The organism is Promicromonospora sp. NPDC019610, from assembly GCF_044389365.1.
Lineage (GTDB): Bacteria > Actinomycetota > Actinomycetes > Actinomycetales > Cellulomonadaceae > Promicromonospora.
Window position 1 is genome coordinate 608,607 of record NZ_JBIRXX010000001.1, and the last position, 17,594, is coordinate 626,200.

The following is a 17,594-nucleotide window of genomic DNA, read 5'->3' on the forward strand; positions in this document are numbered from 1 at the left end:
AAACCACTTTCGGGTAAACGTCGGGAACCCCCACGTGACATCTTTGTTTCACCCTGAACGGGTCGGGTCCGAGCCGGTCACGCCGGACCCGACTGGTGGCCCACCACCTCGCTCTCGCGTTCCTGCCATGGGGCCGCGTGCCCACCGGTGTGTCAGGGTCACGGTCTACCGTTTCGGCATGAGCATCGACGTCCGGGACGCCCTCCCCGCGGAGTACGAGGCGATCGGCGGGATCGTCGTCGCGGCGTTCTTCGCCGACGGCCAGCTCGCCGCGCCCGACTCCGCCTTCTACGCCGGCGTCCTGCGGGACGTGGGCGCCCGCGCCGCCGCGGCGGAGATCGTCGTCGCGCTGGACGACGGCGAGGTGGTGGGCGGCGTGACCTTCGTGCCCCACGGCGGCCCCATGGCCGACATCGCGCGCGACGGCGAGGCGGAGATCCGCATGCTCGGCGTCGCCCCGGACGCGCAGGGGCGCGGTGTCGGGACCGCGCTCATGCGGGAGTGCCTGGCGCGGGCGGTGCGCAACCGGGACTCCGGCACGCGGCGGGTCGTGCTCTCGACGCAGACGGTCGCCCACGGCTCGCACCGGCTCTACGAGCGGCTCGGGTTCACGCGCGAGTCCGGGCGCGACTGGTCGCCCGTCCCCGGCGTCGACCTGCTCTGCTACGCGCTGGACCTGTAGCTAGGCGGCCGCGCCGGACCGCCACCCGTCCGGCCACCGCAGCAGCCCCGACGTGACGGCCACGCCGAGCAGGAGCAGCACCCCGCCGCCCACCTCGGCCGTGTTCGGCACCTCGCCCTGCACCAGCCAGGCCGCCGTCATGCCGAACACCGGCACGAGCATGGTGAACGGCACCACCGCGCTCGCCCGGTGCCGTGCCAGCAGCGTGTTCCAGACGCCGTAACCCACCAGGCTCGCGAGCCACGCGGTGTAGAGGGTGGACAGCACGGCGGCCCACGTCGGGTGCGTCAGCGAGTGCCCGACGGCGGCTGGCCCGTCCAGCACGAGCGCGAGCGCGAACATCGGCACGGGGACGACCAGCGCCGACCACACCGTCATGGACAGGCCGGCCAGGGGCGTCGGCCGGGCGCCGGTCGCCTGCGTCACCGAGCCCAGCCGCCGGACGATCACGTTGCCCGTGGCCCACGACGCCGCGGCCGCGAGCGTGAGCAGGAACGCGACACCGGGCGTCGCGGCCGACCGGCCGAGCCCCACGATCACCAGCCCCACCGCGCCGAGCAGCACGCCCACGAGCTGCGGCGGCGTCGGGCGCTCGCGGAGGGCGACGCTCGCGAACAGGACCGTGAGGACCACCTGCGCCTGGAGCACGAGCGAGGCGAGGCCGGGCGGCATGCCGAGCCAGATCGCGGTGTACATGAGCGCGAACTGGCCGAGGCTGAGGAACAGCCCGACCACGAGCACGTCCTTCATCGGCACCGCGGGCCGCGGGACCAGGAAGATCGCGGGGACCAGCACCACCACGAAACGGATCGCGAGGAAGAGCACGGGCGGCACGTCGTCGACGCCGATGTCGATCGCGAGGAAGTTGGTGCCCCAGATGATCATGACGAGCACGGCGAGGAGCGAGTGGCGCAGGGGCATGGCGTCATGGTCGGTCGCGCCGACCTGGTGCGTCCATCGCGTATCACTGGCCGATTGTTCAGCGGCGCTGAACGGTGACCGGGCCGTGACTACGTACTTTCACCATCTTGTTCCACCGAGCGGGTGAAAAGTAGCGTCGCGGGCAACGGGAGACACATGTTCGCGAAGGAGCGACCGATGCGTACCACCAGACACCGCACCATCCGCAGCACGGTCACGGCGACCGCCGCCCTGACCCTGGTCCTGTCCGCCTCGCTCGTCGCCTCCGCGGCGACGCAGAAGGTGCCAGACGGCGGCTCCGCCCCGTCCGCGCCGGACACCGCACCCGCCGCCGTGGGCGCCCTGACCTGGTCGGACGAGTTCGACGGCGCCGCGGGCAGCGCCCCCAACCCGGCCAGCTGGAACCAGGAGACGGGCGGAGGCGGCTGGGGCAACAACGAGCTGCAGACGTACACGAGCTCGCGCGACAACTCGGCCCTCGACGGCAACGGGAACCTCGTCATCACGGCCCGCCAGGACGGGAACGGCGGGTACACGTCGGCGCGCCTGACCACCGCGGGCAAGGTGGAGCCCACCTACGGCCGCGTCGAGGCCCGGATCAAGATCCCCCGCGGCCAGGGCATCTGGCCCGCCTTCTGGATGCTCGGCGGCCAGATCGACTCCGGCGTCCCGTGGCCCGACTCCGGCGAGATCGACATCATGGAGAACGTGGGCTTCGAGCCGCACATGGTGCACGGCACCATCCACGGCCCCGGCTACTCCGGCGGCGCCGGGATCGGCGCCGCGTACACGCACCCGCAGGGCTGGTCCTTCGCCGACGACTTCCACACGTTCGCGGTGGACCGCGCGCCCGGCCGCATCACCTGGTCGGTCGACGGGAACGTCTACCAGACCCGCACCACGGCGGACACCGGCGGCAACCCGTGGGTCTTCGACCAGCCATTCTTCCTGCTGCTGAACGTCGCGGTGGGCGGCAACTGGCCCGGCTACCCCGACGGCACCACCCAGTTCCCCCAGCAGATGGTCGTCGACTACGTCCGGGTCTACGACCAGGGCTGACCCGCCCGGCACGTGTCAGACGTACAGGTCACAGGAGGGACCTGGGCGTCTGACACGTGGTGGCGGGCCCACGTCGTAGACTGGCGGGGCGCTCCGGCGCCCAGAAACCTACCCCGCACGCGAGGAACTACATGACCGCGCCCGCGTCCCAGGCACCCTCCCGCCCGACTCCCGCCGTTCCGAGACTGGACACGGTCGAGGCCGCCGCAGCCACCCCTGACGAGGTGCAGCCGTACGGCGAGCTCGGACTCAAGGAGGACGAGTACCAGCGCATCAAGGACATCCTGGGCCGCCGCCCCACCGCGGCCGAGCTCGCGATGTACTCCGTGATGTGGAGCGAGCACTGCTCGTACAAGTCGTCGAAGGTGCACCTGAGCAAGTTCGGCGAGAAGGTGACCGACGAGATGAAGGAGCACCTCCTCGTCGGCATCGGTGAGAACGCCGGCGTCGTCGACATCGGCGACGGCTGGGCCGTCACGTTCAAGGTCGAGTCGCACAACCACCCGTCGTTCGTCGAGCCCTACCAGGGCGCCGCGACGGGTGTGGGCGGCATCGTCCGCGACATCATCTCGATGGGCGCGCGCCCCGTGGCGGTCATGGACCAGCTCCGCTTCGGCGCCGTCGACCACCCCGACACCGCGCGCGTCGTGCACGGTGTCGTCTCGGGTGTGGGCGGCTACGGCAACTCCCTCGGCCTGCCGAACATCGGCGGCGAGCTCGTCTTCGACGGCTCCTACCAGGGCAACCCGCTGGTCAACGCGCTCTGCCTCGGCGTGCTGCGGCACGAGGACATCCACCTCGCCAACGCGACCGGCCTCGGCAACAAGGTCGTGCTGTTCGGCGCCCGCACGGGCGGCGACGGCATCGGCGGCGCCTCGATCCTCGCGTCCGAGACGTTCGAGGACGGCGTCCCCGCCAAGCGCCCGAGCGTCCAGGTGGGCGACCCCTTCATGGAGAAGGTGCTCATCGAGTGCTGCCTGGAGCTGTTCTCGGCCAAGGTCGTCGAGGGCATCCAGGACCTCGGCGCCGCGGGCATCTCCTGCGCCACCTCGGAGCTCGCCTCCAACGGTGACGGCGGCATGCACGTGGACCTCGACGACGTGCTGCTGCGCGACCCCACGCTGAACGCCGGCGAGATCCTCATGTCGGAGTCGCAGGAGCGCATGATGGCCGTCGTGCGGCCCGACCAGCTCGACGCGTTCCTCGCGATCACCGGCAAGTGGGAGGTCGAGACCGCCGTCATCGGCGAGGTCAACGACTCCGGCCGCCTCACGATCGACCACCACGGCCAGCGGATCGTGGACGTCGACCCCAGGACCGTGGCGCACGAGGGCCCCGTGTACGAGCGGCCCTACGCGCGTCCCGAGTGGCAGGACGGCCTCCAGGCCGACACGACGGCGGCCGCGGGCCTCGCCCGCCCGACGTCCGGCGAGGAGCTGCGGGAGACGGCGCTGCGGCTGCTGGCCTCGCCCAACCTCGCCTCCAAGGCGTGGGTCACCAACCAGTACGACCGCTTCGTCCAGGGCAACACGGCGCTCGCCCAGCCCGACGACGGCGGCGTCGTGCGCGTCGACGAGACCACGGGCCTCGGCGTCGCGCTCGCGACCGACGCGAACGGCCGGTACGGCAAGCTCGACCCGCGCGCGGGCGCGGCCCTGGCGCTCGCCGAGGCCTACCGGAACGTCGCGACGACCGGTGCCGCGCCGCTGGCCGTGACGGACTGCCTCAACTTCGGCTCGCCGGAGCACCCGGACTCGATGTGGCAGCTCGTCGAGGCGATCGAGGGCCTCGCGGACGCCTGCCAGGAGCTCGGGGTCCCGGTCACCGGCGGCAACGTCTCCCTCTACAACGGCACGGGCGAGCCGGGCCAGATCGACTCGTCGATCCACCCCACGCCCGTGGTCGGCGTGCTCGGCGTGCTCGACGACGTGAGCACCGCGCTCTCGTCCGGCTGGCGGACCGAGGGGCTCTCGCTCCTCCTGCTCGGCACCACGCGGGACGAGCTCGACGGTTCGGCCTGGGCCGACGTCGTGCACTCGCACCTCGGCGGCGTGCCCCCACGGGTGGACCTGGCCGCAGAGAAGGCCCTGGCCTCGGCGCTCGTCGAGGCCCGGAAGACCGGCCTCGCCGCCGCCGCGCACGACCTGTCCGAGGGCGGCCTCGTCCAGACGCTGGTCGAGGCCTCGCTGCGGTTCGGCGTCGGCGCCTCGGTGGCGCTGGAGGGCGTGACGGGCCGCGACAAGGTGGACCCGTTCGTGGCGCTGTTCTCGGAGTCGACGGGCCGCGTCGTCGTCGCCGTCGACCCGGAGCACGAGGGCGAGCTGACTCACCTGGCCGAGGACGCCGGCGTGCCGGTGCTCCGCCTGGGCACCACCGGCGGCGACGCCGTGGTGGTCGAGGGCCACTTCGAGCTCCCGCTCGACGAGGCCCGCGCGGCCCACGAGGGAACCCTCCCGCGTATCTTCGGCTGATCCGTGGAGCCTTGTCCGGCCGGTGGACCTGCCGGCTGGTCAAGGCTCTTCCGGGCAGCCGATAGGGTCCGGGGGTGCGATTTGTCCGTGGCCTCATCTCCCTCGTGCTCTGGATCATCGCGATCCCCCTGCTCCTCGTGGCGGTCGCCAGGGTGCTCCCGTTCGACAACGTGGTGCCCCTCCCCCAGCTCGTCGCGTTCACGCCGTGGGCCACGCTCGCGACGCTGCCGCTGCTGATCGTCGCGCTGTTCTCGCGCCGCTGGGTGCTGACCTCCCTGCTCGGGCTCTCGTTCGCGGGCTTCCTGTTCTGGATGGTGCCCTTCTTCCTGCCGCCCGAGTCGTCCACGGCGGCCGACCCGGACGACGCGGGCACGCTGCGGGTCATGACGGTGAACGCCCTGTACGGGCGGGCCGACGCCGAGACCGTGGTGGGGCTCGTGAAGTCCCAGAACGTCGAGGTGCTCTCGGTCCAGGAGCTCACGCCCGACTTCGAGCAGGCCCTCGCCGACGCCGGCCTCGACGAGCTGCTGGCGCACAGCTTCACCGTCCCCGCCGAGGACACCCCTGCGGGCAGCGGGCTCTGGTCGACCACCGAGCTGACCGACGTGGAGCAGATGAGCGGCACCACCTTCGCGATGCCGTCGGCGCTCGTCGACGTGGGCGGCACCGACGTCCGCGTCACCGTGGTGCACCCGTACCCGCCCATGCCGGAGGACGTCACCACCTGGCGCACCGAGCTCGTCGAGCTCACGGAGCAGGTCCACGGCGACAAGACGCCGCAGATCCTGGCCGGCGACTTCAACGCCGGTTACGACCACGCGACGTTCCGCGACCTGCTCGGCTCGCGCTTCCTGGACGCGACCCGCGAGTGGGGTGCGGGTCCGGCCGTGACCTGGCCGGAGGGCAGCCGGATCCCGGCGCTCTTCGCCCTGGACCACGTGGTGGTGGAGAAGGACATGCCGGTCTCCGACGTGGTGTCCATGCAGGTTCCCGGCACCGACCACCGGGCGCTGGTGGCGACCGTCGTCGTCGAATAGCACAGCGACACCGCGCGGGGAGCGCGGAACCGGCTTATGTTCGCAGTTGTGCCCACCCGTCAGATGCGCCTCGCGCCCGCCGCCACGGACGACGTGAGCGGTGCCCTCGCGGCTCTTCGCGCCGAGGTCGGCCTGCCCGCGATGTTCCCGCAGGACGTGCTCGAGGAGGCCCTCGCGGCCGCCGGGCGCGACGTCTCCGCCGGCCGGACCGACCGCCGCGACATCGCGTTCGTCACCATCGACCCACCCGGTTCGAAGGACCTGGACCAGGCGGTCCACGTGGAGCAGTCCGGCGAGGGCTACGTGGTGCACTACGCCATCGCGGACCTGGGGGCGTTCGTGGTCCCGGGCGGCGCGATCGACGCGGAGGTGCACCGGCGCGGCATGACCGTCTACGGGCCGGACGCCCGCACGCCGCTCCACCCGAAGGTCCTGTCCGAGGGCGCGGCGAGCCTGCTGCCCGAGGAGGACCGCCCGGCCGTGCTGTGGACGGTGACCCTCGACGAGCGCGGCATCATCAAGGGTGCCGCGCTGGAGCGCGCGTACGTGCGCAGCCGGGAACGGCTGACGTACGCCGAGGTGCAGTCGACCCTCGACGCGGGCACGGCGAGCGAGTCGCTGCAGCTCCTGGCGGACGTCGGTCGCCTGCGCCAGTCGCTGGAGCTCGCCCGCGGCGGCGTCTCGCTGTCCGTGCCCGAGCAGGAGGTGGAGCGACGCGAGGACGGCACCTACACGCTGTCGTTCCGGCGCAACCTCCCGGTCGAGGAGTGGAACGCGCAGATCTCGCTGCTCACGGGCATCGCCGCCGCGCACCTCATGCGCGAGGCGGGCGTGGGCATCCTGCGCACGCTCCCCGAGGCCGACCCGCGCGACCTGGCCCGGCTGCACCGCACCGCCCGCGCGCTCGGCATCGACTGGCCGGACGACCTCCCCTACGCGCGGCTCGTCCCCACGCTCGTCTCGCGCATCCCCGAGCACGCGGCGTTCCTCAACGAGGCGACCACGCTCTTCCGCGGGGCCGGCTACGTCGCGTTCGGCATGCCGGGGCCTGACGGCGCCGTCGTGCCGACGCCCGAGAACACCCGGCACGCCGCCATCGCCGCCGACTACGCGCACGTCACGGCGCCGCTGCGCCGCCTCGTGGACCGGTACGCGACCGAGGTCTGCCTCGCCGTCTCCGCCGGCGTCCCCGTGCCCCCGTGGGTGCTGGAGGCGCTGCCGGCCCTGCCCGCCGTCATGGCCGAGACCGGCCGCCGCGCCTCCTCGTTCGAGCGCGAGTGCGTGGACATCGTCGAGGCGTCGCTCCTCGCGGACCGCCTGGGCGAGGAGTTCGACGGCGTGGTGGTCGACGTCGACGAGCAGGACAAGGAGCTGCAGCGGGGCGAGGTCGTGCTGCGCGACCCGGCCGTGCGGGCGCGCGTGGTCGGTCCCGCGCTGCCCCTGGGCGACGAGGTGCGGGTCCAGCTCGCCGAGGCCGACGTGGCCGAGCGGCGCGTGACGTTCACGCTCGGCGGCCCCCTGGCCGGCCGGGCGGCGGACGCCACCGGTCGGGGGGAGCACCGCGCCGGAGGGGCGCCCGGTGCGCCGGGTGCGCCGGGTGCGCCGGGTGCGCCCGGTGCGCACGAACAGGGCGGGCGGCGCGCGGCCCTGCGCGCCTCGGCAGGCCCGAGCGGCCCGGCCGCCCCGACGCCGTTCGCGGCACCGGGCGACGGGGCAGGGCCCGCGCCCGAGGCGGCCGCGGAGCCCCGACAGGCGCCGCGTGCGCAGGCGGAGCCGCTCTTCTCTCCCGAGCCCCGCCTCTCGCCTGAGCCCCTCCTCTCGTCGGAGCCACTCCTCTCACCCGAGCCCATGCTCGCGCAGCGGCCGCTGCGCGAACCGCGACCGCTGCCCGAGTCGCAGCCCGGCCCCGCGCCCCAGCCCCGCCCCACGCCCCAGCCCCGCCCTACGCCCCAGCTCAGGTCGCGGGCGGAGCGCCGACGCTGGTCCGAGCCGGTGGTGGACACCGAGCCGTGGCAGCGGCCGGAGCCGAGCCCCAGCCCGCAGCCCCGCCCGGTCCCGCGGCCGACACCGCAGCCCCGCCCCGAGCCCGCACCACCGCAGCCGCCCGCCTTCCGGCCGACGGTGTCCGAGGTCCCCCGCCGGGTGCGGCGCGCGGACTACCCGCCGATCAGCCGGCCGGTCCGGCCCCAGGTCCGGGACGAGATGCCGCTGTCGGAACCCTGGCCGCGGCACGCGCCGACCGCCGGGCCGCTGTCGCAGCCCGTGCCGGCAGTGCGCACGGGCGGCCTGCCGCGCGTCGTGCAGGTCGCGAGCTTTCCCTCCGTGGCCTCGCGCGAGCTGCCGATGGTCGTGGCGGCGGACCTGCTCGCGGTCGAGGGTCCGGCGCCCGACGTGTACCGGTACTGAGGCGACGGTCGGCCATACTGACCCCATGACCCATGCTGTCCCTGGTGCCGCCTGGCGCGCAGGCGCAGGCGCCGTCGTCGTGCTCGGCGCGGCCCTGCTGACCGGTTGCGCGTCGTCGGACGGGGTGCAGGAGCTGGAGGCGCTGTTCGACGAGGAGCAGCAGGCCGACGACATCCTCCCCGACACGGTGCTCGACGACGTCGCCGTGGACGGCGGCACCACCCGCCGCCTGGGCGCGGACGACGACGCCACCTTCTACGCCGCACGGTCGAACGAGGGCGCCTCCACCTGTCTCGTCCTGGTCGACGACGCCGCCGGCGAGGGCGTGTCGAGCTGCACCATGACGCCCAACCCGACGGGTACCGAGGTGTCGAACGGCACGAGCAAGGCGATGTTCGTCGTGCCCGGCACCGACTTCACGAGCCTCGAGCAGACGGGCTGGACGCGGCTCGGCGACTTCCTGGCGGTGCGGTAGTGCCCCCGCGGCGCCGGACCGACCCGGCGGCGGGGCGCGCCGCCGTCGCCGTCTGGGCCCGGGGCGAGGCGGAGCGCCGGGACGTCACCATGGCCGTGCGGTTCACGCTGGAGGAGCTCGCCTCGGTCGCCCCGGGGAACTCCGTCGAGGTGCGCGTGCCGCCCGCGGGCGCGGTGCAGGCCGTGCCCGGCCCGCGGCACACGCGCGGCACCCCGCCGAACGTGGTCGAGACCGACCCGGAGACCTGGCTCGGCCTGGCCACGGGCACTCTCACCTGGGCGGACGTCGTCGCGGACGGGCGGGTGCGCGCCTCGGGCGACCGGTCCGACATCTCGCACCTGCTGCCGCTGACCGCCGGACGCCGGGCGGCGTCCGGGGCGGGCGGCGAGCCGGGGTCCCCGGCCGTACCCGGGTGAACCCTGCGCCGGCGGCGTGTATCGGGCGGCGATGTCGGTGGCAGCCGCTAGCCTCGGCGTCGATCTCGTGGCTCGGCCGCGGGCGGGTTCACCCGGTGCCGGGACCTCAGTTTTCCCGGCGGGTGCCCGACCGTAACCGCCGGTTCACGAGGCAGTGATTGGTTGGTGCCGCTCGTGCCGGACCGCCTGCGCAACTGATGCGCGCCCGGCCGCGGCGATGCCGCCGAGCACGTCGTCCAGCAGCAGTGCACTCCAGCCCGGCCCTCGGTCGGCTATTGCAGAAGGAGTCAGCGTGAGACCCAGCACGCTCCGGTCCCCGCGACCGCACCCCCGACCCCGTGGGAGAGCCGCCGTCGCCGTGGCACTGTCCGCGGCGCTCACCGTGCCCGCGACGGCGGCCGTCGCCGCGCCGGCGGCCACCGAGGACGGCCCGGACTCCGGGCACGTCGTCATCAGCGAGGCCTACCTCGTGGGCGGCAGTTCCGGCCAGCCGTACCGCAACAAGTTCGTGGAGCTGTACAACCCGACCGACCAGCCGGTCAGCGTCGACGGCTGGTCGGTCCAGTACAAGTCCGCGACGGGCGCGTCGTTCTCCGGGATCACCGCGCTCAGCGGCACCATCGCCGCCGGCGGCCACTACCTGGTGCAGGGCGCCTCGAACGCGGCCAACGGCGAGCCACTCCCCACGCCCGACGCCGTCGGCACCCTCAACCTGAGCGGCACGGCGGGCGTCATCGCGCTCGCGTCGCAGACCACCGCCGTCACGCCCGCCAAGGGCGCCGTGCCGGCCGCGGGTGCCACTGGCGTCGTCGACCTGCTCGGCTACGGCACCGCCGACACGTTCGAGACCGCCCAGGGCCCGGCCGGCCAGGGCACCGGCGTGGTCGGGTCGCTGGAGCGCACGGGCGACGCGGGCGACAACTCGGCGGACTTCGTGTTCGGCGCCGAGGTGACCCCCACCAACGGCGAGGGCTCGGAGCCCGAGCCCAGCCCCAGCCCGTCCGTGCCGACCGAGCCCGGCGAGGTCACCCCGATCGCCGAGATCCAGGGCACCGGTGACACCAGCCCGCTGGTGGGCGACACGGTGACGACGCAGGGCGTCGTCACCGCCGTCTACCCGACCGGTGGCTTCAACGGCCTCTACCTGCAGACCGCCGGCACCGGCGGCGGCGCGGACCCGACGCCCGGCGCGTCGGACGCCGTCTTCGTGTTCTCGACGGCGGCCGCGGCCGACCTCTCGGCGGGCGACCACGTGCAGGTCACCGGCGTCGTGTCGGAGTTCAACGGCCTCACGGAGCTCACGCCGTCGACGGGCGGCTGGACCGTCCTGGACGAGCCCGCCACCGTCGAGCCGACCGTGACCGCCTGGCCCGCCACCGCGGCCGGCCGCGAGGCGCTCGAGGGCATGCTGCTCGCGCCGCAGGGCGAGTTCACGGTGACGGACAACTACGACACCAACTACTACGGCACGGTCGGGCTGGCGGCGGGCGACAGCCCGCTGGTGCAGCCCACCACGGCGGGACGCCCTGGCTCGGCGGAGTACGACGCACAGGTCGCGGACAACGCGGCGCGCGCCGTGCTGCTCGACGACGGCTCGTCCACGAACTACAACTCGACCGCGAACAAGTCGAAGCCGCTGCCCTACCTGACCGGCGGCGCGCCGCTGCGGGTGGGCGCGGCCGTCACGTTCACGCGCCCGGTCGTCCTGGACTACCGGTTCGACGCGTGGGGCTTCCAGCCGACGTCGGCCCTGACGCCGGACGTCGCCGACGCCGTGCAGCCCGCGACCTTCGAGAACACCCGCGAGGACGCGCCCGCCGAGGTGGGCGGCGACCTGGAGGTCGCGACGTTCAACGTGCTGAACTACTTCACCACCACGGGCGACGAGCTCACGGGCTGCACGTACTACACCGACCGCGCTGGTGACCCCGTCACCGTCTCGGGCGGCTGCGACGCCCGCGGCGCGGCCGAGGAGGAGGACCTGCAGCGGCAGCAGACCAAGATCGTCGCGGCGATCTCGGCTCTCGGCGCGGACGTCGTCGCGCTGCTGGAGATCGAGAACACCGCCTCCCTGGGTGGTCCCCGCGACCAGGCCCTGAGCGACCTGGTGGACGCGCTGAACGCGGCGGAGGGCGCCGGCACGTGGGCCTACGTGGCCTCCCCGGCCGAGGTGCCCGAGGCCGAGGACGTCATCCGCAACGCCTTCATCTACCGGACCGCCACGGCGGAGCCGGTCGGTGGCTCGACGATCCTCGTCGGCGACGAGGCGTTCCAGAACGCCCGCCAGCCGCTGGCCCAGACGTTCCAGCCCGCGGACGGCGCCGCCGGCGCCGGCGACGACGTCGTGGTGATCGCCAACCACTTCAAGTCGAAGGGCTCGGCCGGGCCGTGGCCCGGCGACGCCGACCAGGGCGACGGCCAGGGCGCCTCCAACGAGTCCCGCACCCGCCAGGCGACGTCCCTCGTGGCGTTCGCCGAGGACCAGGCCGCCGCGGCCGGCACCGACAAGGTCCTGCTGGTCGGTGACTTCAACTCGTACGAGCTGGAGGACCCGATCGAGGTCCTCACCGAGGCCGGTTACACCGACCTCGGCCCCACCACGGGCGAGTACTCGTACAACTTCGACGGCATGGTCGGTTCGCTCGACCATGTGCTGGCCTCCCCGGCCGCGGCCGAGGCCGTGTCCGGCACGGACATCTGGAACATCAACGCGTACGAGCCGGTGGCGAACGAGTACAGCCGCTACAACTACAACGCGACGATCCTCTACGACGAGACGCCCTTCCGGTCGTCCGACCACGACCCGGTCCTGGTGGGCCTGGACCTGGGCGACACCACCACCGAGCCCGGCTCGGTGGACCTGGACCTCGTGGCCATCAACGACTTCCACGGTCGCATCGACGCCAACACGGTCAACTTCGCGGGCACCGTGGAGGAGCTGCGGGCGCAGAACCCCGAGGGCACGGCGTTCGTCTCGGCGGGCGACAACATCGGCGCCTCGCTGTTCGCGTCCGCGCTGCAGCAGGACCAGCCCACGATCGACGTGCTGAACGCGCTCGGCCTGAAGACCTCGGCCGTGGGCAACCACGAGTTCGACCAGGGCATGTCCGACCTCACCGGCCGCGTCACCGACGCCGCCGACTGGGACTACCTCGGCGCCAACGTCTACGACGAGGCGACGGGGGAGCCCGCCCTGCCCGAGTACCAGGTGGTCCCGGTGAATGGTGTCGACGTCGGCTTCGTCGGCGTGGTCACCGAGGAGACCCCCACGCTGGTCACGCCCTCGGGCATCGAGGGCCTCGAGTTCGGTGACCCGGTCGAGGCGCTGAACCGCGTCACCGACGAGCTGCTCGACGGCGACGCCGCGAACGGCGAGGCGGACGTGGTCGTGGCTCTCGCGCACGACGGCGCGAGCGCGGGCACGCCCGACGGCGCGACGCTGGAGGAGGAGGTCGCCGCGGGCGGTCCGTTCGCCGACCTGGTGCAGCAGACCGACCCGCGCGTCGCGGCCATCTTCACCGGCCACACGCACAAGCAGTACGCGTGGGACGCTCCGGTCCCGGGTGCGGCGGGGGAGACCCGGCCGATCATCCAGACCGGCAACTACGGCGAGTTCCTGGGGCACGTCTCCCTCACCGTGGACACGGAGACGTTCGACGTCACCGACTACACGGTCGAGAACGTGGCGCGCACGGCCACCCCGGCCGCCGAGCTGATCGAGACCTACCCGGCGGTCGCCGAGGTCGACTCGATCGTGGACGCCGCGCTGGCCGAGGCCGAGGAGATCGGCGCGCAGCCGATCGGCAAGGTGACGGCCGACGTGACCACGGCGTTCGCGGGCGGCTCGTACACCGACGGCGGCTACGCCGGCGGCAACCGGGACGACCGCGCGTCGGAGTCGGCCCTCGGCAACCTCGTGGCCAACTCCCTGCGCGACTCGCTCTCCGCGGACGAGCGGGGCGGCGCCGACATCGGCGTCGTGAACCCCGGTGGCCTGCGCAACGAGCTCTACTTCGGCGAGGACGGGATCATCACCTACGCCGAGGCCAACGCGGTGCTGCCGTTCGTCAACAACCTGTGGACGATCACGCTCACGGGCGCGCAGCTCGACACCCTGCTCGAGGAGCAGTGGCAGACGGACGCCAACGGCAACCGCCCGTCGCGCCCGTACCTGGCGCTGGGGCTGTCCGACAACGTGTCGTACACCACGACCACGGCCGACCCGAACGCGACGCCGGGCGACAACGTCTCGTCGATCACGATCGACGGCGTGCCGGTGGACCCCGCGGCGGAGTACCGCATCGCGACGTTCTCGTTCCTGATCTCGGGCGGGGACAACTTCCGGGCCTTCACCGAGGGCACGGACGGTCGCGACTCGGGTCTGGTGGACCGGGACGCCTGGATCACGTACCTCAAGGACTCGTCCCCCGTCACGCCGAGCTTCGCCCGCACCCGCACGGTCGCCGCGACCCTGCCGGGCACGGTCCAGGCCGGCACGGCGACGACGGTCGGCCTGTCCGGCCTGAACCTGACCTCGCTCGGCGCACCCCAGAACACGGGTGTCGAGACGTTCCTGGTCCCGTCGGGCGGCGCACCGGAGGACGGCGTCCCGCTCGGCACCGGCACGGTGACGAACGGCGCGACGTCGACGTCGGTCACCATCCCGGCGAACACCGCCGCCGGCCAGTACCAGCTCGTGGTGCGGGCGGCGCCGTCGGGCACCACGGCCCGGCTGCCGATCACCGTCGAGGCCGAGGAGCCCGAGGAGCCCCAGGCTCCCGCGTGGGTGCCGTGGAAGCTCTACTGGTGGGGTGACACCGTCACCTACGAGGGCAAGGTCTACGAGGCGACCCGGCCGACGATCCTCCAGATCCCGGGCTTCAAGAAGCACGGCCCCTGGAAGCTGATCGGCTGACCCGAGAAGGGCCGCACCGCCGGCCGGGTGTGCCGGGACCCACGTCCCGGCACACCCGGCCGGCGATCCGTCTTCCCGCCCGTCTTCCCGCCCTGGCCGGCGCTTTCGGCCCGTGCCGCCCGCGACGCGTACCCTGGGTGGCGTGAGTGAGACCCAGGCAGCCAGCGACTCCGCCGACGACGTGGAGGTGCGCGACGTCGTCGATCCGGCGACCGTGCGCCGCGCCCCGCGGTACAAGGCCTTCTTCCTGACCGGCGCGCTGGTCGGCGTCGTGCTCGGCCTGCTCCTGTCGTTCTACCTGGTCAGCTCGCCCTCGGCCGCCGGGCTGATGAAGCCTGGCGTCTACATCACGGTGCTGACCGCCTTCGTCACGATGGTGACCACCCTCCTGGCCGGCCTGTTCGCGGTGATCGCGGACCGCCGGAGCCTGCGCGGCCGCTGACGCGGAGGTCACATGCGAGGCCGGTCACGGAGATCCGGCCGCATGGGATACTCGGAACATGCCTCTGCGCGGAGATGGCCGACTCAACCACGACCTCATGCCCGGCGAGAAGGGCCCCCAGGACGCATGTGGCGTCTTCGGGGTCTGGGCACCCGGTGAGGAGGTCGCCAAGCTCGCGTACTTCGGTCTGTACGCCCTCCAGCACCGCGGACAGGAGTCCGCGGGCATCGCCACCAGCAACGGTGAGCAGATCCTCGTCTACAAGGACATGGGACTCGTCTCCCAGGTCTTCGACGAGACAGCCCTGAACGCCCTGACCGGCCACATCGCCGTCGGGCACTGCCGGTACTCCACCACCGGTGGAGTGACCTGGGAGAACGCCCAGCCGACGCTCGGCGCCACGGCGTCGGGCACGGTGGCCCTCGGCCACAACGGCAACCTGACCAACTCGGCCGAGCTCGTCAACCTCGTGGCCGAGCGCTACGGCGCCCAGCGCCGCGGCGAGCTCGCCCGCGGCAACACCACGGACACGGCCCTGATCACCGCGCTCTTCGCGGGCGACGCCGACCACACGCTGGAGGCCACGGCCCTCGAGGTGCTGCCGCGCCTCCGCGGGGCCTTCTCCCTGGTCTTCATGGACGAGAACACCCTGTACGCGGCGCGCGACCCGCAGGGCGTGCGCCCGCTGGTGCTCGGCCGCCTCGACCGCGGCTGGGTGGTCGCGAGCGAGACCCCGGCCCTCGACATCGTCGGCGCCTCCTACGTGCGCGACGTCGAGCCCGGCGAGCTGATCTGCATCGACGCCGACGGCATGCGCTCCGTGCGCTTCGCCCAGGCCGAGCGTGCGGCCTGCGTCTTCGAGTACGTGTACCTGGCCCGCCCGGACAACACGATCAACGGGCGCTCGGTGCACGCCGCGCGCGTCGAGATGGGCCGCACCCTGGCACGCGAGCACCCGGTCGACGCCGACCTCGTGATCCCGACGCCGGAGTCCGGCACCCCGGCGGCCGTCGGCTACGCCGCGGAGTCCGGCATCCCGTTCGGGCAGGGCCTCACCAAGAACGCCTACGTCGGCCGCACGTTCATCCAGCCTTCCGACACGCTGCGGCAACTCGGCATCCGCCTCAAGCTCAACCCGCTGCGCGAGGTCATCAAGGGCAAGCGCCTCGTGGTCGTGGACGACTCGATCGTGCGCGGCAACACCCAGCGCGCCCTGATCCGCATGCTGCGGGAGGCGGGCGCGGCCGAGGTGCACGTGCGCATCTCGTCGCCGCCGGTCAAGTGGCCCTGCTTCTACGGCATCGACTTCGCGTCGCGTGCGGAGCTCATCGCGAACGGCCTGGCGGTCGAGGAGATCGGCCAGTCGCTCGGCGCCGACAGCCTCGGCTACATCACCACCGAGGGCATGATCGCCGCGACCGAGCAGCCGAGCTCGCAGCTCTGCGCCGCCTGCTTCACGGGCAAGTACCCGATCGAGCTGCCCCCGGACGACCAGCTCGGCAAGCACCTCCTGGAGCAGGCGGAGCTGCCGCTCGGCCAGCCCGAGGACGGGCTCAAGCAGCTCACCGTGAGCACCGGCGGCTCGACCGCGCTCGACCACCCGTGACCCACGAACACCACCCGAACGACGCAGGAGCACCCGTGACTTCCGAAGGCCTGACGTACGCCGCCGCAGGCGTGGACACCGAGGCGGGCGACAAGGCCGTCGAGCTCATGAAGGACGCCGTGCGGCGCACGCAGGGCCCCGCCGTGCTCGGCGGCGTGGGCGGCTTCGCCGGCCTGTACGACCTGTCGGCCTTCAAGAGCTACCGCGCGCCGCTGCTGGCGACGTCCACGGACGGCGTCGGCACCAAGGTCGCGATCGCGCAGGCCATGGACAAGCACGACACGATCGGGTTCGACCTGGTCGGCATGGTCGTGGACGACATCGTCGTGATGGGGGCCAAGCCGCTCTTCATGACCGACTACATCGCCACGGGCAAGGTCGTGCCGGAGCGCATCGCGGACATCGTGCGCGGCATCGCCCAGGCCTGCGAGGTGGCCGACACGGCCCTGGTGGGCGGTGAGACGGCCGAGCACCCGGGCCTCCTGGAGCCGGACGAGTACGACGTCGCCGGCGCCGCCACGGGCATCGTGGAGGCCGACAAGGTGCTGGGCCCGGACCGGGTGCAGCCCGGCGACGTGCTCATCGCACTGGCCTCCAGCGGTCTGCACTCCAACGGGTACTCCCTGGTGCGAGCCGTGATCAAGCACGCCGGCTGGGAGCTGGACCGGCACGTGGACGACCTGGGGCGTGCCCTGGGCGAGGAGCTGCTGGAGCCCACGCGCGTCTACGCCTCGGACTGCCTGGCGCTGGCCGCCGACGAGGCGGCGCAGGTGCACGCGTTCACGCACGTGACGGGCGGCGGGCTCGCGGCCAACCTGGCGCGCGTGCTGCCCGCCGGGCTCGTGGCGACCGTCGACCGCGCGTCCTGGGACGTGCCGGCCGTGTTCCAGATGGTGCGCAGCCTCGGCGGCGTGCCGCGGCGCGACCTGGAGAACACGCTGAACCTCGGTGTCGGCATGGTGGCCGTGGTCGGCGCCGACGGCGCTGACGCGGCACTCGCGCGACTGTCCGCGCTGGGCGTGCCGGCATGGACGCTGGGCAGCGTGGAGACCCTGGATGCCTCGACGACGCAGGAAGACCTGGTCGCGGGGACGAAGGGTGTGTCCGGCGGCGCAGTCAGGCTCGTGAACGACTACCGCTGAGGCGGTGGCAGACCGGTCCGAG

Annotated in this window: 12 protein-coding genes; 11 read left to right on the forward strand and 1 reads right to left on the reverse strand. The window is 73.1% G+C overall.

What is annotated here, in order from left to right; all coding sequences use genetic code 11:
- Positions 1 to 178: 178 nt before the first annotated feature.
- Positions 179 to 682, forward strand: coding sequence for a GNAT family N-acetyltransferase (locus ACH45N_RS02640; protein WP_397390886.1), 504 nt, complete (start codon positions 179 to 181; stop codon positions 680 to 682).
- Here the strand turns inward: ACH45N_RS02640 and ACH45N_RS02645 are convergent, their stop codons facing one another.
- Positions 683 to 1,603, reverse strand: coding sequence for an EamA family transporter (locus ACH45N_RS02645; protein WP_397390888.1), 921 nt, complete (start codon positions 1,601 to 1,603; stop codon positions 683 to 685).
- 177 nt (positions 1,604 to 1,780) lie between these two features.
- Between ACH45N_RS02645 and ACH45N_RS02650 the strand changes: the two genes are divergently transcribed.
- The 10 genes from ACH45N_RS02650 to purM all read left to right on the forward strand — a co-directional run bounded on the left by ACH45N_RS02650 (position 1,781) and on the right by purM (position 17,572).
- The gene (locus ACH45N_RS02650) at positions 1,781 to 2,662 is read left to right on the forward strand and encodes a family 16 glycosylhydrolase (RefSeq protein ID WP_397390890.1); all 882 of its coding nucleotides are present in this window, start codon (positions 1,781 to 1,783) and stop codon (positions 2,660 to 2,662) included.
- Positions 2,663 to 2,793: 131 nt separating this feature from the next.
- Positions 2,794 to 5,133 (forward strand): phosphoribosylformylglycinamidine synthase subunit PurL, encoded by a 2,340-nt coding sequence (gene purL / locus ACH45N_RS02655; protein ID WP_397390892.1) that lies wholly within the window; start codon positions 2,794 to 2,796, stop codon positions 5,131 to 5,133.
- Positions 5,134 to 5,207: 74 nt separating this feature from the next.
- Complete coding sequence (locus ACH45N_RS02660; RefSeq protein ID WP_397390894.1) at positions 5,208 to 6,170, forward strand: endonuclease/exonuclease/phosphatase family protein; 963 nt, start codon at positions 5,208 to 5,210, stop codon at positions 6,168 to 6,170.
- A 48-nt stretch (positions 6,171 to 6,218) separates the two neighbouring features.
- Positions 6,219 to 8,576, forward strand: coding sequence for an RNB domain-containing ribonuclease (locus tag ACH45N_RS02665; RefSeq protein ID WP_397390896.1), 2,358 nt, complete (start codon positions 6,219 to 6,221; stop codon positions 8,574 to 8,576).
- A 25-nt stretch (positions 8,577 to 8,601) separates the two neighbouring features.
- Positions 8,602 to 9,051: a hypothetical protein gene (locus tag ACH45N_RS02670; RefSeq protein ID WP_397390898.1), complete on the forward strand. Its 450-nt coding sequence runs from the start codon at positions 8,602 to 8,604 to the stop codon at positions 9,049 to 9,051.
- The gene (locus ACH45N_RS02675) at positions 9,051 to 9,467 is read left to right on the forward strand and encodes a sterol carrier family protein (RefSeq protein ID WP_397390900.1); all 417 of its coding nucleotides are present in this window, start codon (positions 9,051 to 9,053) and stop codon (positions 9,465 to 9,467) included. Before ACH45N_RS02670 ends, ACH45N_RS02675 begins: the two co-directional genes overlap by 1 nt.
- A gap of 358 nt (positions 9,468 to 9,825) precedes the next feature.
- Entirely contained in the window at positions 9,826 to 14,382 is a 4,557-nt protein-coding gene (locus tag ACH45N_RS02680; RefSeq protein ID WP_397393773.1) for an ExeM/NucH family extracellular endonuclease, read from the forward strand.
- A 142-nt stretch (positions 14,383 to 14,524) separates the two neighbouring features.
- Complete coding sequence (locus ACH45N_RS02685; protein WP_397390902.1) at positions 14,525 to 14,824, forward strand: hypothetical protein; 300 nt, start codon at positions 14,525 to 14,527, stop codon at positions 14,822 to 14,824.
- Positions 14,825 to 14,882: 58 nt separating this feature from the next.
- Positions 14,883 to 16,430: an amidophosphoribosyltransferase gene (gene purF / locus ACH45N_RS02690; protein ID WP_285108684.1), complete on the forward strand. Its 1,548-nt coding sequence runs from the start codon at positions 14,883 to 14,885 to the stop codon at positions 16,428 to 16,430.
- Positions 16,431 to 16,465: 35 nt separating this feature from the next.
- Positions 16,466 to 17,572: a phosphoribosylformylglycinamidine cyclo-ligase gene (gene purM, locus ACH45N_RS02695; protein ID WP_397390904.1), complete on the forward strand. Its 1,107-nt coding sequence runs from the start codon at positions 16,466 to 16,468 to the stop codon at positions 17,570 to 17,572.
- Positions 17,573 to 17,594 lie beyond the last annotated feature (22 nt).